Consider the following 16,515-nt stretch of genomic DNA (forward strand, 5'->3'; position numbering starts at 1 on the left):
AAATGTATGTTGACCGTGCAAGAGAAAGAGCAAATCAAAGCCACCGTGCCCGTGCTGCGCGAAAATGGCGTGGCGTTAACCGACTACTTTTATAAACGTATGTTGAAGAATAATCCGCAGTTAAAAGAGACCTTTAACGTGGGCAATCAGCGAAGTGGGGCGCAGGCAAAAGCGTTGGCAGGCGCCGTGCTGGCCTATGCCGAAAATATCGACGACCCTATGGTGTTGGCACCCGTTGTTGAAATGATCTGCCATAAACACGTGAGCCTGAATATTCAGGCACCGGATTATAATATCGTCGGTGAAAATCTGCTTTATTCGATCAGTGAAGTGCTGGATATTCCGATGGATAATCCGCTGATTTCCGCGTGGGGTAAAGCGTATCAACAGCTGGCTGACTTATTTATTGCTACCGAAAAAAGCCTGTATGCAAATCATGCTCAGACTGAAGGCAGTTGGTTGGGATGGCGTAATTTCATCGTCGATCGCAAAGTAAAAGAGAGTGACGAGATTACCTCCTTTTACCTTATTCCCGAAGATGCACAAGCCTTGCCGACGTATAAAGCGGGCCAATATATTTCGCTGCGTATTCTGGTGCCGGAACTGGGCATTAAACAGCCGCGCCAGTACAGTTTATCCGATAGCCCTTCAGGTAACTATTTACGTATCTCGGTTAAGAATGAAACGCCTCGCCTTGAAGGCCAGGATCCGGGGTATGTTTCTTCCACCTTGCATAATCGGGTAGAGCAGGGCGACACCGTCGAATTAACCGCGCCGACCGGCAACTTTTTCCTGATTAATCCTGATAAGACCAACGTCTTAATTAGCGCGGGCGTCGGCCTTACTCCAATGGTCGCGATGCTGAAACAGTTAGTGGCTGAAAAGACAATAACCAGCGATGCCATGGCGAGCGTCGATAATACGGATCACGCGGCTTTAGATTCAAATGGCAGTAAAAAACCTCTATACTTCATTCACGCGGCGAGAAGTGCAGAGGTTCATGCAATGCGTAATGAAATTAACGCGTTACGTGAAAAAAATAACCATCTCCACGTTTACTACGCCTATGAGCAGATTACTGAAGCCGACGCGTTAGGGCGAGATTATCATCAGCAGGGCCGGTTGGATCTTAATCAATTGCCCGCCGAGTATTTGCCTAAAGAGGCTGATTACTATTTATGCGGACCCGTGCCGTTTATGCATCAGCAGAAAAAGGCCTTGCTTGAGAAAGGTATTCCAGAGGCACATATTCACAGTGAAGCGTTTGCCACCGGCGGCGTTTAACTTTTGCAGAAATAATGCTCTTCAGGGAAGAAGGGCGTTTAAGAGTCTATGAAACTAAATCAATTTACTGACCTAGGGTTGCGGACGTTAATTTATTTGACGCAACCTCAACGCGCCTCGCCATTTACTATCAGTGAAATGGCCCAGCGGCTAAATATCTCAAAAAACCATTTGGTGAAAGTGGTGCATTTTATGGCCAGGATGAATTGGGTCACGACAACCCGTGGCAAAGGCGGCGGCGTAGTATTAGCCAAAGCGCCCTCTGAGTATCGTTTGGGGTCAGTGATCCGACAATTGGAAGAGCACGTTGATCAATCCCATTCGCTGGTCAATTGCGACAGCCCTTATTGCGTCCTGAATCCGGTCTGTAAATTGAAATCCCTGCTCCACGATGCCCTCAACGTATTTTTTGACTATCTCGAGCAATATACGCTAGCCGACGCCGTCCGAAATCCCGCACTTCTCACGGAACTGCAATTAATCGACGTGGTGAGATTGGAATAACCATGTCTTGACCCTCAACGTTGTTAACTAACGGGAATCCTAAATGACCGATTTTCCAGAGATAACGATTGGCCTGCTTCTCTTTCCGAATTTAACACAGCTTGACCTCACTGGGCCTTATGAAGTTTTCATTAGTGCACCCAATGCAAAAGTGCATTTAATCTGGAAAACGCGTGATGCTGTGGTCTCCAACGGTGGTATGGCGATAGTGCCGACGGAGACTTTCGACACCTGTCCGCCGTTGGATATTATCTGCATTCCGGGTGGCCCCGGGCAAATAGCGATTATGGATGATGAAGAGACGCTAGACTTTATCAGGCAACAGAGTCAACAGGCTAGGCTGGTGACTTCAGTCTGCACAGGTTCGCTTATTCTCGGCGCAGCAGGTCTGCTGCAAGGTTATAAAGCCACTTCACATTGGGCCTCTTTAGACCAGCTCGCGTTATTAGGTGCCGAACCCATTAATCAACGCGTAGTAAGAGATAGAAATAGAATTACCGGCGCGGGCGTTACTTCAGGTATCGATTTTGCACTGCACGTAGTGGCCGAAATATATGGGATAGAAACGGCGAAAAATATTCAGCTCGGTATGGAATACGATCCTGAGCCGCCATTTAACACCGGCTCGCCACGTTCGGCTCCCGCTGAACAGGTTAAACAGGCAAGAGAAAGATTAGCGCCTTTTATCGAGAAAAGGCGGGCGGCGACCCTGAAGGCGGCGGCAAAACTGACGCAGTAAAACTCTATTTTTTGTTAATTAATTACTGCCACGAATTTTTTGTTAATCAATTACTGCCACCAATAACAGTTAAAACTATCACCTCTAAATAAATAGCCGGCCAAACTTAATCTGGCCGGCTAGTAAGGTTATTGCCTTCTTTTTATACCGTTGCGACAGGCGTGGCGGGCGAACCCACGGCGCCGGGGAGTCTCAACGGCGGGGCGGTGAGTAAGAAAGCCGTGCGCCGTTGGTCGCTCAACCAGTCAGCTAATTCACTCAAATGCCACAGCTCGCCCAGATAGACGCCGAGCCTGAACAGACACAGGTCGTGCAGAGGATGAGAAGGGTAAAAATCATCGTTTAGAGGGCGTGCGGGCAAGATTTCTACCGCTGGATTATCTGCAATCAGCGCCACCACGCCACTTTGTTCCACCCACTGGCGCAGCGCGAGATCGCTGCCATCCAGCCCGGCAAAATGCGTCGCTAAATAGTCAGCGTCGGGCGTTCCCGCCATTTGATAAATTGCCTCGTCCATGCCGGTACGAAAGCAGACCATATCTCCCGCACGAACTTCAATATTGTCGGCGGCAATAATTTGCTGTAGATGCTGATAACCAAAGGCAAAGCGCTCAATGCCAAAATGCTTTTTGATATCAATCATTACCGCGCGACCTTGAAAACCGTGCTTGGCCATATTTTCGATGCCCAACGCTTTTGCACCAAGATGAGCGCCTTGCGAGCAGCCACATCCCGCGCGAAAATCGGTTTCTCCGACAATATCAATCCCCGCCTTGTAACCATTGTAAAACACCATTTCTGGCTCGCCGTTGCCTTGCACATCAAACCATTGCCCCATGTGCGCGAGGCTGTCCCATTGGGTCGAATATTGCAGCGCAAGGGTGACTGTGTCGTCACAAATAATATCGCTGAGTTGGGCATTGTCGCGCGAGAGCGGATAAGTCATGTTTGGATGCTCACCCCGTCGCGTGGCGTTGAGCGTCGGCGGCGGACGGCGTGGATTCATCGCCGTGCCGCCCGGCAGGTCCAGCGGCAAACTGAGGCAAAAGGTTTTGCCGGTTTTAACCTCGGCCACGCCTTGCAGCACTTTTTCCGCCGTTAACAAGTTCAGCCGACCCAGCTGATCGTCAGGACCAAAATCACCCCAAGTCGACTGTTGCGGACGTTTTTTCCATCGCGATTGTGTCACGTATTTCTCCTTAGGCCGTTGGCTGATGCATAGGTTTAACTTCAGGTAACCACCAGCCGTAGGCGATAGCGCCCAATAAACCGACAATGCCAGCCAGCACCAGTGGGATCACGAACGAGTGGGTAAACTGCATCAAAATACCAATCAATATCGGCGAAATTATCCCTGCCATATTGGCGGCCATATTTTGAATTCCGCCAATGGTGGCAACGTTGGCGCGATTTGGCGCGACGTCAGAAGGCAGCGCCCAAAGTGCCGCCGAGGCGCAGGTGGCTGAAAAGTTGGCGAAGCACAGCGCCGCCAGCGCCAGCGTTACGGTAGGCGAGAAGGCGGCAAGACCAATCACTGAACTACCAATCATGCCAAATACCAACGGAATTTTGCGCGCGACATTTAATGATACGCCACGACGCACCAAGCCATCTGACAGCAGGCCACCAAACCAGCCGCCGATAATCGCGGCAATGCCCGGCAACATGCCCAGCAGGCCGAATTTCATTAGTGAAAGGTGGAACGTTTCGACCAGATAGGTCGGAAACCAGGTGAAGAAAAAGTAGGAGACAAAGTTGACGCAAAAGAAGCCGAACATCATCGCCTGTACGGTGCGCTGGCGCAGCAGTTGGCGAATGCTCATTGCCGCACCGGTCGCGGCTTCCTGATTGGCTTCAATAAATTCGACCTCCTCACGGTTCACGGTTTTATGCTGGCGCGGGTCGCGGTACCACAAATACCAACCGATCGCCCAAGCCATGGCAATCACGCCGGAGATGACAAAGGTCATTCGCCAGCCGACGGCAGCTATCAAAAAGGAAATAATGGGAATCGCAAGCGTGCCACCAATTTTACTGCCGTTATTAAAGGTCGCGGCGGCAAAACTGCGCTCCTGACGCGGGAACCAGCGGGAGACGGTGGAGGAACTGGCCGGATAACTCGGCGCTTCGACCGCGCCGAGCAGCATACGAAAACCGACCAATGCCGAGACGCTGTGCGAAAGGCCGCAGAACGCGGTCGCTAAACCCCAGCCTAAACTGCTCACTGCTAACGTGATGCGCGGACCAAATTTGTCGGTGAGCCAACCCCCCGGCAGTTGAAACAGTACGTAACTCCAAAAAAATGCTGACAAAAGCAGGCCGCTGTCCGTGCTGGAAAGATGTAAATCGCTCGACATAAACGGAATTGCCACGCTCATGGCGGCGCGATCGATATAGTTAATGGCGATCCCGACGGATAACACGCTCAGAATGGCGTAACGCATTTTCCCCGTCGCCGTTTTTTCGCCGGTCGCAACCGACGCAGCACTGCCTGGTAAATTTATCGACATAGCGGACTCCAATAACCTGATTATTTTGTGTAGGAACAGGCGAAGTACCGCCTCCTTTCAGAAGCGGTGAAGCGTTAAACGTGTCGAGCGGAAGCCGGATGGCGAACCTCAGGTTGCTGTTCGACAATCGGCTCAACTTTTCCCATCAGGAATAGATAGTTAATAATACCGATCACCACGAGCGCAGCGGATAATACCAGCGCCATATTGAACGAACCGGTCGCCGCGACAATCGCGCCGGTCACGATTGGCCCGACGGCACCGCCGAGATTGGAAATCGTGTTTTGAAGACCCGCCACAATAGAGACACTGTTTTCCGGTGCGACGTCACCCGGCAATGCCCAAACCTGAGATGCGGCGACGGTGGTGCCAGATTTAGCGACGCACAGCAGAAATACGGTCATGTAAACCGATTCGGTAAACGGCGCGAAGCCGATACACAGCGCCATCAGCAGGCCGATGGTTAAAAACAGTTTGCGAGTGGCTGTGAGGGAGAGGACTTTTTTATGCACCATGCGGTCAGAAGCCCAGCCTGTAATGACTTCGATAACCATGCCGCACAGCAGCGGCAGCGCGGCCACCATGCCCATCTGAATAAAGCCCATCCCTTTCTCTTTCACCAGATAGGTCGGCAACCAGGTGATAAAGAAGTACGAGGTGTAATTAATGGTGAAAAATCCGAGACACATCGCCCAAATGTTGCGATAGCGCAGCAATTTGTACCATTTCATCGGCAGGACTTTCTTATCGCCATGCTTGAGTTTCTGGCCGTTACGGATCAGTGCGACTTCTTCCTGACTAATGCTTTTGTGGCTTTCGGGATTATCGCTGTAAATAAAGTACCAGGCGATGACCCAAATCACGCCGACGCCGCCGACAATCGCAAAGGTTAAGCGCCAATCGACCATGTAGATCATCCACACAATCAACGGCATGGCGATAGCGCCACCAAATTTCGAGGCGCTGTCAAACAGTCCGGAAACCGTCGCACGCTCGTGATCGGGGAACCAACGGGCGGTGATGCCTGCATTACTCGGGTAGGCCGCCGCCTCGCCAATCCCTAATGCGAGACGCATCGCCAGCAGCGATTTAAAACCGGTCGCCATGCCCATTAATGACGTGGCGATTGACCACCAGGCCACGGCCAGACCCAAGCCTTTTTTCTGCCCAAATCGGTCGGCAAACCAGCCAGCGGGAATTTGCAGCAGCGAATATGACCAAAAAAAGGCTGCCATGATTAAACCCATCATTTCGGGTGTCAGGTTTAGCTCGGAAATCAGGTGCGGCGCGGCGGCCGAAAGCACGGTTCGGTCAATATAATTAATCGCGATGGCAAACCACATAAGACCTGCAATCCACCACCGAATTCGTGTGCGAGATGTCACTTTATTCATAATAGTAGCCCGGTACAGAGAGTAATTGTGAGCTGAATAGCCTGGCTTTCAGCTTTTATAAAGCAGGGAAGGTAGGGCTTCCCTGTTTGATTTACTTATAATTTATTCATGATATTGGTGGGGCGCTGTTGCTCTATTACACACTGAATAATCTGCTGCACACAGCGTTCACCTATCGCACTGATCGCCCCGTCGGTATAACCGGCGATGTGCGAAGTTGGGGTGAAATTATCGAGTGAAAATAGCGGGTGTTCGGCCAACGGTTCATGCTCGAAAACGTCGGCCGCCGCGCCGCTGATCACGTTATCGATCAGTGCCTGATACAAATCTGCTTCGTTAACCACGCCGCCGCGCGATACGTTGATTAAATAGGCCGATTTCTTCATCTGTTTCAGGCGCGCTGCATCAAACAGATCCTTGGTTTCAGCCGTCAATGGCGTATGCAAAGTGATGAAATCACTCTGTTCAGTCAGTTGATCGAGAGAGACAAACTGCACGCCGTTTTCAGCCGCAAACTTCTCGTCAGGATAAAAATCAAAAGCCAGTACCTGCATATTGAAGCCTTTCGCCCGCAGCGCGACCTGCTTGCCAATATTGCCAAGGCCGATAATACCCAGCGTTTTCGAATAGACATCGGTGGCGAAAATGCGCGGCCAAAGCCCTTTGCGGGTCTCGGCGACGGCCTGCGGCAACTGTCTTGCGCCTGCGAGGATTAAAGAAAACGCAAAGTCTGCGACGGCATGCTTGTTGGCATCCGGCACGTTAGTGACAAAAATCTCACGCGCGCGGGTGGCGTCGAGATTGATATTGTCGACACCGACGCCATGCTTACAGACGATTTTCAATTTTGGTGCCAACTTAAGCAGCGCCTCGTTGATGTCAGTAAAAGCGACAATCATCGCTACGGTGTCGGCGAGATGAGGCTCCAGCATGCTGAGCGACGCATCCGCTGGCAGGGTAATCAGTTCAAGTCCCTGTTCGCGGAGCGCCGTAATAGGCCGATCGTCATACTTGGCGAAAGAGGGCGAGGTACAAATAACTTTCATGATAACGGTCCTGATGTAAGCGCAATGGGGCGTTCGCGCGCCAGTTACTGGGTATATTGATTAACTATGTGGCGAATCTGCTGCTCTTCTTGCGGGCTGAACTGCACCGCGTAGCGGCTTTCGCCCACCTCATGGCCCATCAAAACCAACGCTTTTTTCACCGCGGCAGGCGAGAAGCCAATGCTGTAGAGCTCGGTACGCAGGCCAGTGACGTTCTCTTGTGCAAGTCGTGATCCTGTAATATCTCCGGCTTTAAATTTGGCCCAAATCGCATTGATCTCTTTGGGGGCGACGTTTGCCAAACCTGAAATGCAGGCCGAGCAGCCATCGACAAATCCTTGATGAATCAATGAGTCAGGACCATTCAATACAGTAAAGTTGCTCATACCTTCGGCTGCCTTGATAAATCCGCTCAGGCTTTCATAGCTGCCCGCACTGTCTTTAATGCCGATAATATTGGGATGCGCGGCCAGCGTGCGCACGGTTTCGGGTTCCAGCGTATTGCCGGTGCGCGCAGGAATGTTGTAGAGAAACAGCGGTACGTCGAGCCCGTCGGCGATGGTCAGATAGTGGGTAATCAGCTCCTGCTGTTTCAGCGGCACAAAATAGGGCGTAATGACCGAGACGGCGTCAACGCCAAGCCGGGCAATCTGTTTGCCAAGGCGCAGCGTTTCGCGGGTGGAAATCTCGCCAATATGGGCGACGACAGGCGCGTTACCCGCCACTTCATCGACACAGGTTTGAGTTACGGCCAGCTTCTCCTGTTCATTCAACACGAAAAATTCGCCGTTGGTGCCGCCACAAAAGATGCCGTTACCGGCTGCAAGCTGACGACGGATTTGCTGACGCATGGCGGTGTCGGCATAGTCGCCCTGCGCGTCAAACGTCGTGACGATGGCGGTGAGTACGCCTTCAATTTTCTGGCTCATTAGTTCACTCCCTGGGTCATTTTTTCATTGGCAAACAGTGTTAAATAGACTTCACGCACATCATCGGCGCTTACCGACATCGGCACGTTTTTCATGAGCCGCTGCACGTCAAGAGCAGCCTGTACCAAGCTCGGTAGATGTTCCGAGCCGATACCCAGCGCGTCGAGGCTGGCTGGAAGGTTGAGTCTTTTCACCAGCGCGGCGAAATAATCCACCAGCGCCAAAGACTTCTGCTCTTCGTCGAGCTGCGGGTTGGCATCGGGAAGCAGGTCATAAACCTGAGCGAATTTAGTCACCGCGGCCGGACGCACAAACGCCATGCACGGTGCCAGCAAGATGGCGTTGGCCACGCCGTGTGGAATGTGATATTTGCCGCCGAGCGGGTAGGACATGGCGTGAACAAGATGGGTGCCGGAATGCGCAATCGCCGCGCCGCCGTAATAGGAGGCCCATAACATGTCGAGGCGCGCCGCCAGATTTTCAGGTTCGGCAATCGTCGTTTCGAGGCTGGCAAACAGCTTTTTGAGACCAATCAGCGCGTAGTTGTCACTCACCGGGTTGGCGATGGTGGCGGTAAAACACTCGATGAGATGGCAGAGCGCGTCAATTCCGGTCGATGAGGCGATATGTGCGGGCATGCTGGTGGTCAGTTCAGGAGCCAGAATCACATAATCGGGCAGCATAACGGGCGAGATTATCCCGACTTTAGTCTCTTTTTCAGGGATCGCTAAAATGGCGTTTGGTGTCGCCTCGGAGCCCGTTCCTGCTGTAGTTGGAATCAGCAGGGAAGCCGTGCGACGAGTCGGTTTTTCGCCATTCAACAGCGAATCCAGCGACGGCGAATCTTCTACGCATAAAACGGAAAGCAGCTTGGCCACGTCTAAAACGCTGCCCCCACCTACGCCCACCACCAGATCGACGTCGGTGTTTTTCAGCGTGGTTAAAATCTCCGCCACATTATGATGCGTCGGCTCGGGCGGCACGCTGTCGATGATTTCCAGCTGCTCCACTTTTTTCTTAATCTGCGCGATCAGCGCCTGAACGGCAGGGATCCCGGCAATATTTTTATCCGTGACCAACAGCACGCGCTGTCTGTTTTTCAGCAGATAGCCGATGTCATTGAGCGTCTGATACCCGCTGAGCAGGCTGCTATTAATATTCATTACCCTACCTTTTAAATTTTTGATGCTGTCATGGAGATGATTAATTTCCATCACCTGTACAGACTTCATATAGAAAACCAACGCCTAAATTTATAGAGGAATTTGATTTCGATTAATTTGATGTTGCTCACATTTAATCAATGATGATTTAATATAATCAAATTCGTTAAGGTGATACCTTAGAATTCTTCCCATAGTTTTCAGGAGTACGCATGACTCAACGGCAATGGAATTCGCCCGTCGTGGTATTAGCCGATGATTTAACCGGCGCAAATGATGTCGCCGCAGGTTTGGCGGGCGCGGGTGCACGTGTTTGCGTACTTTTTAACGCCGACGGTAAACGCGACAGCGCGAAGGCTGATGTTTGGGTTCTCAATACCGACAGCCGTGCCGTAAGTGCAGAAGTGGCGGCCAGGCGAACGTATCAGGCTCTCACTAGTCTGTTGGTGGCGGAAGAGAATCCGTGGATTTTCAAAAAAATCGATTCGACTCTGCGCGGCAATGTAGGTGCTGAAATTGAGGCCGCGCTGCTTGCCAGCGGCGCGAGTGCGGCGCTAATTGTGCCCGCGGTGCCGCGTTTAGGACGGATAACACGTTTCGGTAATACCTATATTCACGGCACGTTGCTGACTGAAAGCGAATTTGCCAGTGACCCTAAAACGCCGATCACCAGTGCCAATATCGCCGCGAGAATGAGTGAGCAAAGCGCGTTGGCGGCCAGGGAAATTGCTCTCTCTGGTCTTCAAGCCACTGAGTTGGCTTTCGAGCTTCAAGCTGCAATTGAGCAGGGCGCGCGTTATCTGATTGTGGACGCGGAAACGGATGAGGATTTACGACAGATCATGCAGGCGGCATCTCTGCTGCCTTCACGGCCGCTGCTCGTGGGCGCGGCGGGTCTGAGCGAGGCGTTGTGCGCGTTGTTGAGTAAAAAAACAGCGCAGCCTTTGCTGGCCATAGTCGGTTCGATGAGTGAAATCGCTCAACGTCAGCTTGAACGTTTGTGTCAGTTGCATCCGGTTGAGGTCATTGAGATTGACGTGGCGCAACTTTTTGACTCGCCCGCCTGGACTGATAAAGCCGTTTGGCAGCAGGCGGCGCAAGAAGCTCTACGCGCAGGAAAACACTGCGTTATTCGTACCTGTAGCGAGGCGAGTCAGCGACATAACATTGCGCGGCTTTGCCAAAAATATCAAACCAGTCGGCAGCAGCTAGGTGAGCAAATTTGCCTGTTGCTGGCCGATTTGACTCGAGACGTTATCGCAGATGTCAGCCCTGCCGGACTTTATCTTTCTGGCGGCGATGTAGCGATGGCGGTGGCGCAAGGTTTAGGCGCCAATGGCTTTGAAATTCATGGTCAAATCGCTGGCTGCGTACCTTACGGGCGATTGATCGATGGTAAACACACGTTGCTCGTTATGACTAAGGCCGGTGGCTTTGGCGATGAGAACACCCTGATTGAAGTGATTCGTTTTATTGAGGAGAAGTCGAGTGAGTAAAATTATTGCGGTAACGATGGGTGATCCTGCGGGCATTGGTCCTGAAATTATTATCAAATCTTTGGCTGAAGGGGAGTTATCAGGCTCGTCGGTTGTGGTAGTGGGATGCGCTGCCACACTGCGCCGTATTTTGGCTCTAAATGTCACTCCTCAGGCCGAACTGAGAGTATTGGATAGCATGGCCGATGCGCGTTTTTCGCCGGGCGTTATCAATATTATCGACGTGGCGCTTGCGGATCCAGAGGCATTAAAACCCGGCGTAGTGCAGCCCGAAGCGGGTGATTTGGCCTTTCGCTGCGTGAAATTTGCCACTGAACTGGCGATGAAAGGCGACGTTCATGCTATCGCCACCGCGCCGCTTAATAAAGAAGCGTTGCACTCGGCGGGACATCTTTATCCGGGACACACGGAGTTGTTGGCGAAACTCACGCACAGTAAAGATTATGCGATGGTGTTGTTTACCGATCGTCTTAAAGTGATTCACGTGACGACCCACATTGCGCTACGTAAATTCCTCGATACGTTAAACCGCGAGCGCGTCGAGACAGTGATTGGCATGGCCGATACTTTCCTGCGCCGCGTTGGCTTTGAGAACCCACGCATTGCCGTGGCGGGGGTGAATCCGCATGCAGGCGAAAACGGCCTGTTTGGTGATGAAGAGATAACCATTGTAGGTCCGTCAATTGAAAAAATGAAAGCGCAGGGTCTCAATGTCTTTGGACCTTGCCCGCCGGACACCGTTTTCCTGCAATGTTATGAGGGTCAGTACGATATCGTGGTCGCGATGTATCACGATCAGGGCCACATTCCGCTTAAGCTGCTGGGCTTTTATGACGGCGTCAACATTACTGCCGGACTGCCGTTTATCCGCACCTCCGCCGACCATGGCACGGCATTTGATATTGCCTGGACAGGTAAAGCGAAGTCTGAGAGCATGGAAACATCAATAAAATTAGCGATGCAGCTAGCATAAGGATATATGAAACAAAGTCGCCTCGACCAGATTATGGACTATCTGAAGAGCCATAATCTGGTGACCGTTGAAGAGTTGGTGGCGGCGATTTCAACGTCGCCAGCCACTATTCGCCGTGATTTAATCAAACTGGATCAGGAAGGGGTCATTAGCCGCAGTCATGGCGGCGTGACGCTGAACCGTTTTGTGCCGTTTCAGCCCACTACTTCCGAGAAGATGCAGCGCAATCTGGTCGAGAAAAAGGCCATTGCACAGGCGGCGGCGCGGCTGGTTAAACCCGGCGACGCTGTCGTGCTCGATGCCGGTACCACCATGCTCGAGCTGGCCCGTCAGTTGACCCATTTACCTCTGCGGATTATTACTTCAGATTTGCACATTGCACTTTTTCTTTCGGGTTTCAAACAGATAGAAGTGACTATTATTGGCGGACGCATCGATGAATCCAGCCAGTCCTGCATCGGTGACCACGGCAGACGATTGCTGCACAGCATCTATCCCGATATCAGCTTCGTCAGCTGTAACTCCTGGAGTCTCGAGAAAGGTGTGACCGCGCCGACGGAAGAGAAGGCCGGATTAAAGCACGATTTGCTGATTAACGCGCGGCGTAAAGTCTTGCTCGCCGACAGCAGCAAATACGGTTCGTGGTCGCTATTCAACGCAGCTCCGCTCGACATGTTGACCGATGTGATTACCGATAAAAATCTGAATGAAGAGGTGTTTACTGCGCTGAGTCATTGCGAGTTTTCGCTAATACTGGCCAATTAACCTTTCAATAATATCACCCAAAATGCCCTCGTAAATAGCTAATCGCCTGTTCGCTGCGTTTGGAGAGGGGCCATTCGGCGCGATGGATTAGCCAAATAGTGTCGGTGACCGGAACGGGGCAGGCGATGGCTGAAATCGTCTGCTGATCGGGCCACGCCAGACGCGCAAACTGTGGTAGGACGGTGAAACCTAATCCTCGTGACACGGGTTCAAGTATCAAACTGATTTGATTGCTGAATCCGTGTTGCGGAAGATTGCGCACGCCCGCATTGCCCGGAAAATTTCGACTCAATAACCGCGTCGCCATCGCCTGTCCGTCAGGATGATCGATAAAGCCCATACGTTCCAAATCTTCCCAGCGATCCACTGTCTGCCCAGCAGGCACCACCAGCTCCAGCGGCTCAGCGGTAAATTTCTCCGCAACAAGACGTTTGTCTTCGGGCTTTTGAGTGATGAATCCAAGTTCATAACGATTATGCAACACGGCGTCCATCACTTCGCTGTCTGGCGCAAAACGATGGCGCACGGCTAAATCAGGGTATTTTTCCTGTAGCGACAGCAGCAACGGATAAAGCCTTAATCCGACACTGCCCGGGCTGATCAGACTGATTTCACCCCGCGTCGTTTCGGATTCGCTAAGACGCAGCTGAAGGCGCATATCCGCCTGATTAATTTCCTGGCAATAAACCAGCAACGCCTGACCAGAAGGCGTCAGCTCCAGCGGCCTTTTATTACGCAAAACCAGTGGGCCAAACTGTGACTCCAGTTGGCGTACATGCTGACTAACCGCCGACTGCGTAATTCCCAGCCGTTCTGCCGTGTGTGTGAAGCTTCCGGTTTCTGAAAGCATCGAAAAAGAGGTCAACCATTGCGGATTCATCATAACGATATTTTATGGACTCTATAATCAATACGATGTTTTCATTATAACGCTCAAGAACTAACCTGAATAGACTCTGGCAGTAAACAGACTTTTATTCTTAACGGGCATCCATCCTGAACGGACTTACTTCCTTAACGGACTTACTTCCCGCAGGGCATGAAGTGAGAACAACGGTTTACTGCCAACAGACTTTCCACGTTAGGAGAATTTTCATGAGCCCGGCTTATCCTCGTAGTTTTTCGCATATTGGCCTGTCAGTTACGGATCTTGATGCGGCGGTTACGTTTTATACCGACGTTATGGGATGGTATTTAATTATGCCGCTGACCGAACTTAAAGAAGATGATTCATCGATTGGCGTGATGTGTACCGACGTCTTTGGCAAAGGTTGGGCGTCTTGTCGCATTGCGCATCTTTCAACGGGGGATCGCATCGGCGTAGAAATGTTCCAATTTGCCAACGCATCAAAACGTGAAAACAATTTTGAATACTGGAAATCCGGCGTCTTCCATTTTTGTATTCAGGATCCTGACGTCGAAGGCATGGCGGCTAAAATTGTCGCGGCGGGAGGGAAGCAGCGCATGCCAATCCGTGAATATTACCCGGGTGAGAAGCCTTATCGCATGGTTTATATGGAAGATCCGTTTGGCAATATCATCGAAATTTACAGCCACAGTTATGAACTGACCTATTCAGCAGGGGCGTATTCTTAATTGAGTATTTCACGGCGTCTTTTTATCACGGGATTGGGAATATTTGGAATAATGCCTAAATCCTTTGCGCAGCCATCAACTCTCGCGCTGCGCGAGGCCGCCCGCTCGCCGCAAGCCTGACGGCACGATGGAAGCTTTTCCGGGCAATCACTGGAATGAATGGCAGCCCGGCAAGGAGGCCAGCGAAGCGTTTGTCTATTTAAATTCGGTGCATATTTTTGATGACGTTTAGAGGCATCACCTTAGGCGGGCCGGTTGGGAGTTAACGCAAAAATAGTGACAATTGCCTGTTTACAGCAGTCCCCAATAGGCACCGTATTCAGGCAAAATGTGACCCTGCAAGGCGTCGAGCGCGGTGTCGTAATCGTTGTCGCGCATTGCCTTGACTATGGTGACATGCTGCTGATAAGAGCGCGTCATATGTTCTTCGTTGCTGCCCATATAATGTCGAATGGTGGCCATGCGTGAAGAGATTAAGCCGTAGGACTGCGTCAGATAGGCGTTCTGGCACCAGTTAAACAGGGCTTCGTGGAACAGATTATCGAGCCGGATATACTCGACGGTTGAATTATTGTTGATGCAAAAGTCCATGCTATCGAGAATGGCCGAGATTTCTTGCACCAGCTGTTTAGGATTCTTTTTCAGCGATAACGCCATGGCTTTTGCTTCAACGAAGAAGCGAAACTCCAGCAGGTCTTTAAATTCGACATCACTCAGGCTGAAAACGAAAGTGCCGCTTTTCGGTTTGATCTGCACTAAACCTTCGCTTTGCAAACGGCGCAGCGCGTCTCTAACCGGCGCTTTCGTTGCGACAAGACGCGTTGCCAAGGCGGTTTCCGAAAGCTTGCCGCCCATCGGTAACGAGCCGTTGATGATCATATCTTTTATTCGTTTGTAAACGACATCCTTCAGAAGGTCCTGCGCCATGCTGATCTACTTCTCCCTTGCCACGTTTTGTCGGAGTACGCCGAAGTGGAGCTATATATAACAGATAATTGCGTTTTCGGACATCGGCAGCAGGCATTAGTGCGCACCTGAGAGGTGCGCAGAACTTCTTTCTATATCTAGCGGCAACGAAAGAGATCGAATTACAACAAAAGGTTTACGACGATAAGCGCGTGGTGAACGTTTTATTGACCAAGAAATTGACCAAGAAATTGCGTGACGTCCGCCCTAAAAGGAATGGGCGCAACGGCGCCGTAGCCGGTAGTGGTCAGCGCGGCAGCGGCATTGGCATAGCGCAACGCCTGCTCCGGCTTGTCTCCGGCGAGATATCGCGTCAAAAACGCACCGGAAAAACAGTCGCCCGCGCCGGTCGCATCGACGGTGGCGACCTGATGGCCGGAAACGCGCAAACGGCTGTTTTCACTGGAGTACATTGCGCCTTCGCTACCCAGCTTCAAAATCACCTCTTTTACGCCGCAATGTAGGTAATAGTCGGCGATGGCGTCTGCATCTTCAAGTCCAGTTAACAAGCGAGCCTCATCCAGGCTTGGTAAACAAATATCTACGTGGCGCACTACTTCATGAATCACTGCGCGGGCACGAGCGAGCGGCCAGAGTTTGAGACGCAAATTGGTGTCAAATGAGACCAGCGTGTCGTGCTGGTGGGCAAGCTCAATCGCGGCGAACACGCTGTCACAGGCGCTATCGCTGATTGCCAGCGTGATGGCCGACGTGTGAAGCAGGCGCGCATTGAGAATTGCGGTTTCAGAAATATCGGAAGGGCGAAGCAGCGACGCGGCCAAACCTTTGCGATAAAAGGTAAAATGATGGCCTTGATCATCATGGGTAATAAAGTAGATCCCGGTGGGCGCATCGGCATGGCGCAGCACGAACTCGCTGCTTACGCCTTCTTTATTCCAGAGGGTCACAAATTTGTCGCCAAAAACATCACGGCCTAACTGCGTGAGCATCGCCACTTTTGCACCCTGACGCGCGGCGCTGACGGCAAAGTTTGAGGTATCGCCGCCGTAACCACTGAGATAACTCACCGGTTCGTCGTCCTGCGGAAGCTGGCTGAACTCGTACAAAGGCTCACCGAAAGAGAGGATGTCGATTGATTTCATGATAAAAATTCCTTTCATCGTCGCGCTTCAAAGGTAGGGCGAAGCGC

At 51.6% G+C, this 16,515-nt stretch carries 17 protein-coding genes; 8 read left to right on the top strand and 9 right to left on the bottom strand.

The window, feature by feature from the left end; genetic code table 11:
* The first annotated feature begins 6 nt into the window (after window positions 1-6).
* From SC206_RS21235 to SC206_RS21245, 3 genes are read left to right on the top strand one after another with little or no spacing between them, the layout of a single operon-like run.
* Entirely contained in the window at window positions 7-1,284 is a 1,278-nt protein-coding gene (locus SC206_RS21235; RefSeq protein ID WP_332740579.1) for a globin domain-containing protein, read from the top strand.
* A 48-nt stretch (window positions 1,285-1,332) separates the two neighbouring features.
* Window positions 1,333-1,788 (top strand): RrF2 family transcriptional regulator, encoded by a 456-nt coding sequence (locus tag SC206_RS21240; protein WP_332740580.1) that lies wholly within the window; start codon window positions 1,333-1,335, stop codon window positions 1,786-1,788.
* A 43-nt stretch (window positions 1,789-1,831) separates the two neighbouring features.
* A complete protein-coding gene (locus tag SC206_RS21245; RefSeq protein WP_332740581.1) occupies window positions 1,832-2,527 on the top strand; it encodes a DJ-1/PfpI family protein in 696 nt (231 codons plus the stop codon).
* Between the two features lie 142 nt (window positions 2,528-2,669).
* Here the strand turns inward: SC206_RS21245 and SC206_RS21250 are convergent, their stop codons facing one another.
* From SC206_RS21250 to SC206_RS21275, 6 genes are all read right to left on the bottom strand, one after another.
* Window positions 2,670-3,716 (bottom strand): cyclase family protein, encoded by a 1,047-nt coding sequence (locus SC206_RS21250; protein WP_332740582.1) that lies wholly within the window; start codon window positions 3,714-3,716, stop codon window positions 2,670-2,672.
* 10 nt (window positions 3,717-3,726) lie between these two features.
* Window positions 3,727-5,037: an MFS transporter gene (locus SC206_RS21255; protein ID WP_332740584.1), complete on the bottom strand. Its 1,311-nt coding sequence runs from the start codon at window positions 5,035-5,037 to the stop codon at window positions 3,727-3,729.
* A gap of 74 nt (window positions 5,038-5,111) precedes the next feature.
* Complete coding sequence (locus SC206_RS21260; protein WP_332740586.1) at window positions 5,112-6,431, bottom strand: MFS transporter; 1,320 nt, start codon at window positions 6,429-6,431, stop codon at window positions 5,112-5,114.
* 95 nt (window positions 6,432-6,526) lie between these two features.
* Window positions 6,527-7,477 carry a phosphoglycerate dehydrogenase gene (locus SC206_RS21265; RefSeq protein ID WP_332740588.1) on the bottom strand — a complete coding sequence of 317 codons (951 nt, stop codon included), beginning with the start codon at window positions 7,475-7,477 and terminating at the stop codon, window positions 6,527-6,529.
* Between the two features lie 44 nt (window positions 7,478-7,521).
* Window positions 7,522-8,406, bottom strand: coding sequence for a dihydrodipicolinate synthase family protein (locus SC206_RS21270; protein WP_332740590.1), 885 nt, complete (start codon window positions 8,404-8,406; stop codon window positions 7,522-7,524).
* Entirely contained in the window at window positions 8,406-9,569 is a 1,164-nt protein-coding gene (locus tag SC206_RS21275) for an iron-containing alcohol dehydrogenase (protein WP_332740592.1), read from the bottom strand. The genes SC206_RS21270 and SC206_RS21275 overlap by 1 nt, the downstream gene beginning before the upstream one ends.
* 212 nt (window positions 9,570-9,781) lie before the next feature.
* Here SC206_RS21275 and dtnK point away from each other — a divergent pair, with 212 nt between their 5' ends.
* From dtnK to SC206_RS21290, 3 genes are read left to right on the top strand one after another with little or no spacing between them, the layout of a single operon-like run.
* Complete coding sequence (gene dtnK / locus SC206_RS21280) at window positions 9,782-11,065, top strand: D-threonate kinase (RefSeq protein WP_332740594.1); 1,284 nt, start codon at window positions 9,782-9,784, stop codon at window positions 11,063-11,065.
* On the top strand, window positions 11,058-12,038 hold the full coding sequence (locus SC206_RS21285; protein ID WP_332740595.1) for a D-threonate 4-phosphate dehydrogenase: 981 nt from the start codon (window positions 11,058-11,060) through the stop codon (window positions 12,036-12,038). The genes dtnK and SC206_RS21285 overlap by 8 nt, the downstream gene beginning before the upstream one ends.
* Before the next feature lie 6 nt (window positions 12,039-12,044).
* On the top strand, window positions 12,045-12,803 hold the full coding sequence (locus tag SC206_RS21290; RefSeq protein WP_332740597.1) for a DeoR/GlpR family DNA-binding transcription regulator: 759 nt from the start codon (window positions 12,045-12,047) through the stop codon (window positions 12,801-12,803).
* A gap of 13 nt (window positions 12,804-12,816) precedes the next feature.
* Here the strand turns inward: SC206_RS21290 and SC206_RS21295 are convergent, their stop codons facing one another.
* Window positions 12,817-13,686, bottom strand: coding sequence for a LysR family transcriptional regulator (locus SC206_RS21295; protein WP_332740598.1), 870 nt, complete (start codon window positions 13,684-13,686; stop codon window positions 12,817-12,819).
* A gap of 212 nt (window positions 13,687-13,898) precedes the next feature.
* Here SC206_RS21295 and SC206_RS21300 point away from each other — a divergent pair, with 212 nt between their 5' ends.
* A complete protein-coding gene (locus tag SC206_RS21300; protein ID WP_332740599.1) occupies window positions 13,899-14,399 on the top strand; it encodes a lactoylglutathione lyase family protein in 501 nt (166 codons plus the stop codon).
* Window positions 14,400-14,463: 64 nt separating this feature from the next.
* A complete protein-coding gene (locus SC206_RS21305) occupies window positions 14,464-14,631 on the top strand; it encodes a hypothetical protein (protein ID WP_332740601.1) in 168 nt (55 codons plus the stop codon).
* A 59-nt stretch (window positions 14,632-14,690) separates the two neighbouring features.
* On the opposite strand, the gene SC206_RS21310 is transcribed toward SC206_RS21305, so the two are convergent.
* Window positions 14,691-15,326, bottom strand: a complete 636-nt coding sequence (locus SC206_RS21310) for a GntR family transcriptional regulator (RefSeq protein WP_332740603.1) — start codon at window positions 15,324-15,326, stop codon at window positions 14,691-14,693.
* 203 nt (window positions 15,327-15,529) lie between these two features.
* The gene (locus SC206_RS21315; protein WP_332740605.1) at window positions 15,530-16,468 is read right to left on the bottom strand and encodes a sugar kinase; all 939 of its coding nucleotides are present in this window, start codon (window positions 16,466-16,468) and stop codon (window positions 15,530-15,532) included.
* Between the last annotated feature and the right edge of the window lie 47 nt (window positions 16,469-16,515).

Source organism: Rouxiella sp. T17, assembly GCF_036663475.1.
In the GTDB taxonomy this organism is placed as follows: domain Bacteria; phylum Pseudomonadota; class Gammaproteobacteria; order Enterobacterales; family Enterobacteriaceae; genus Rouxiella.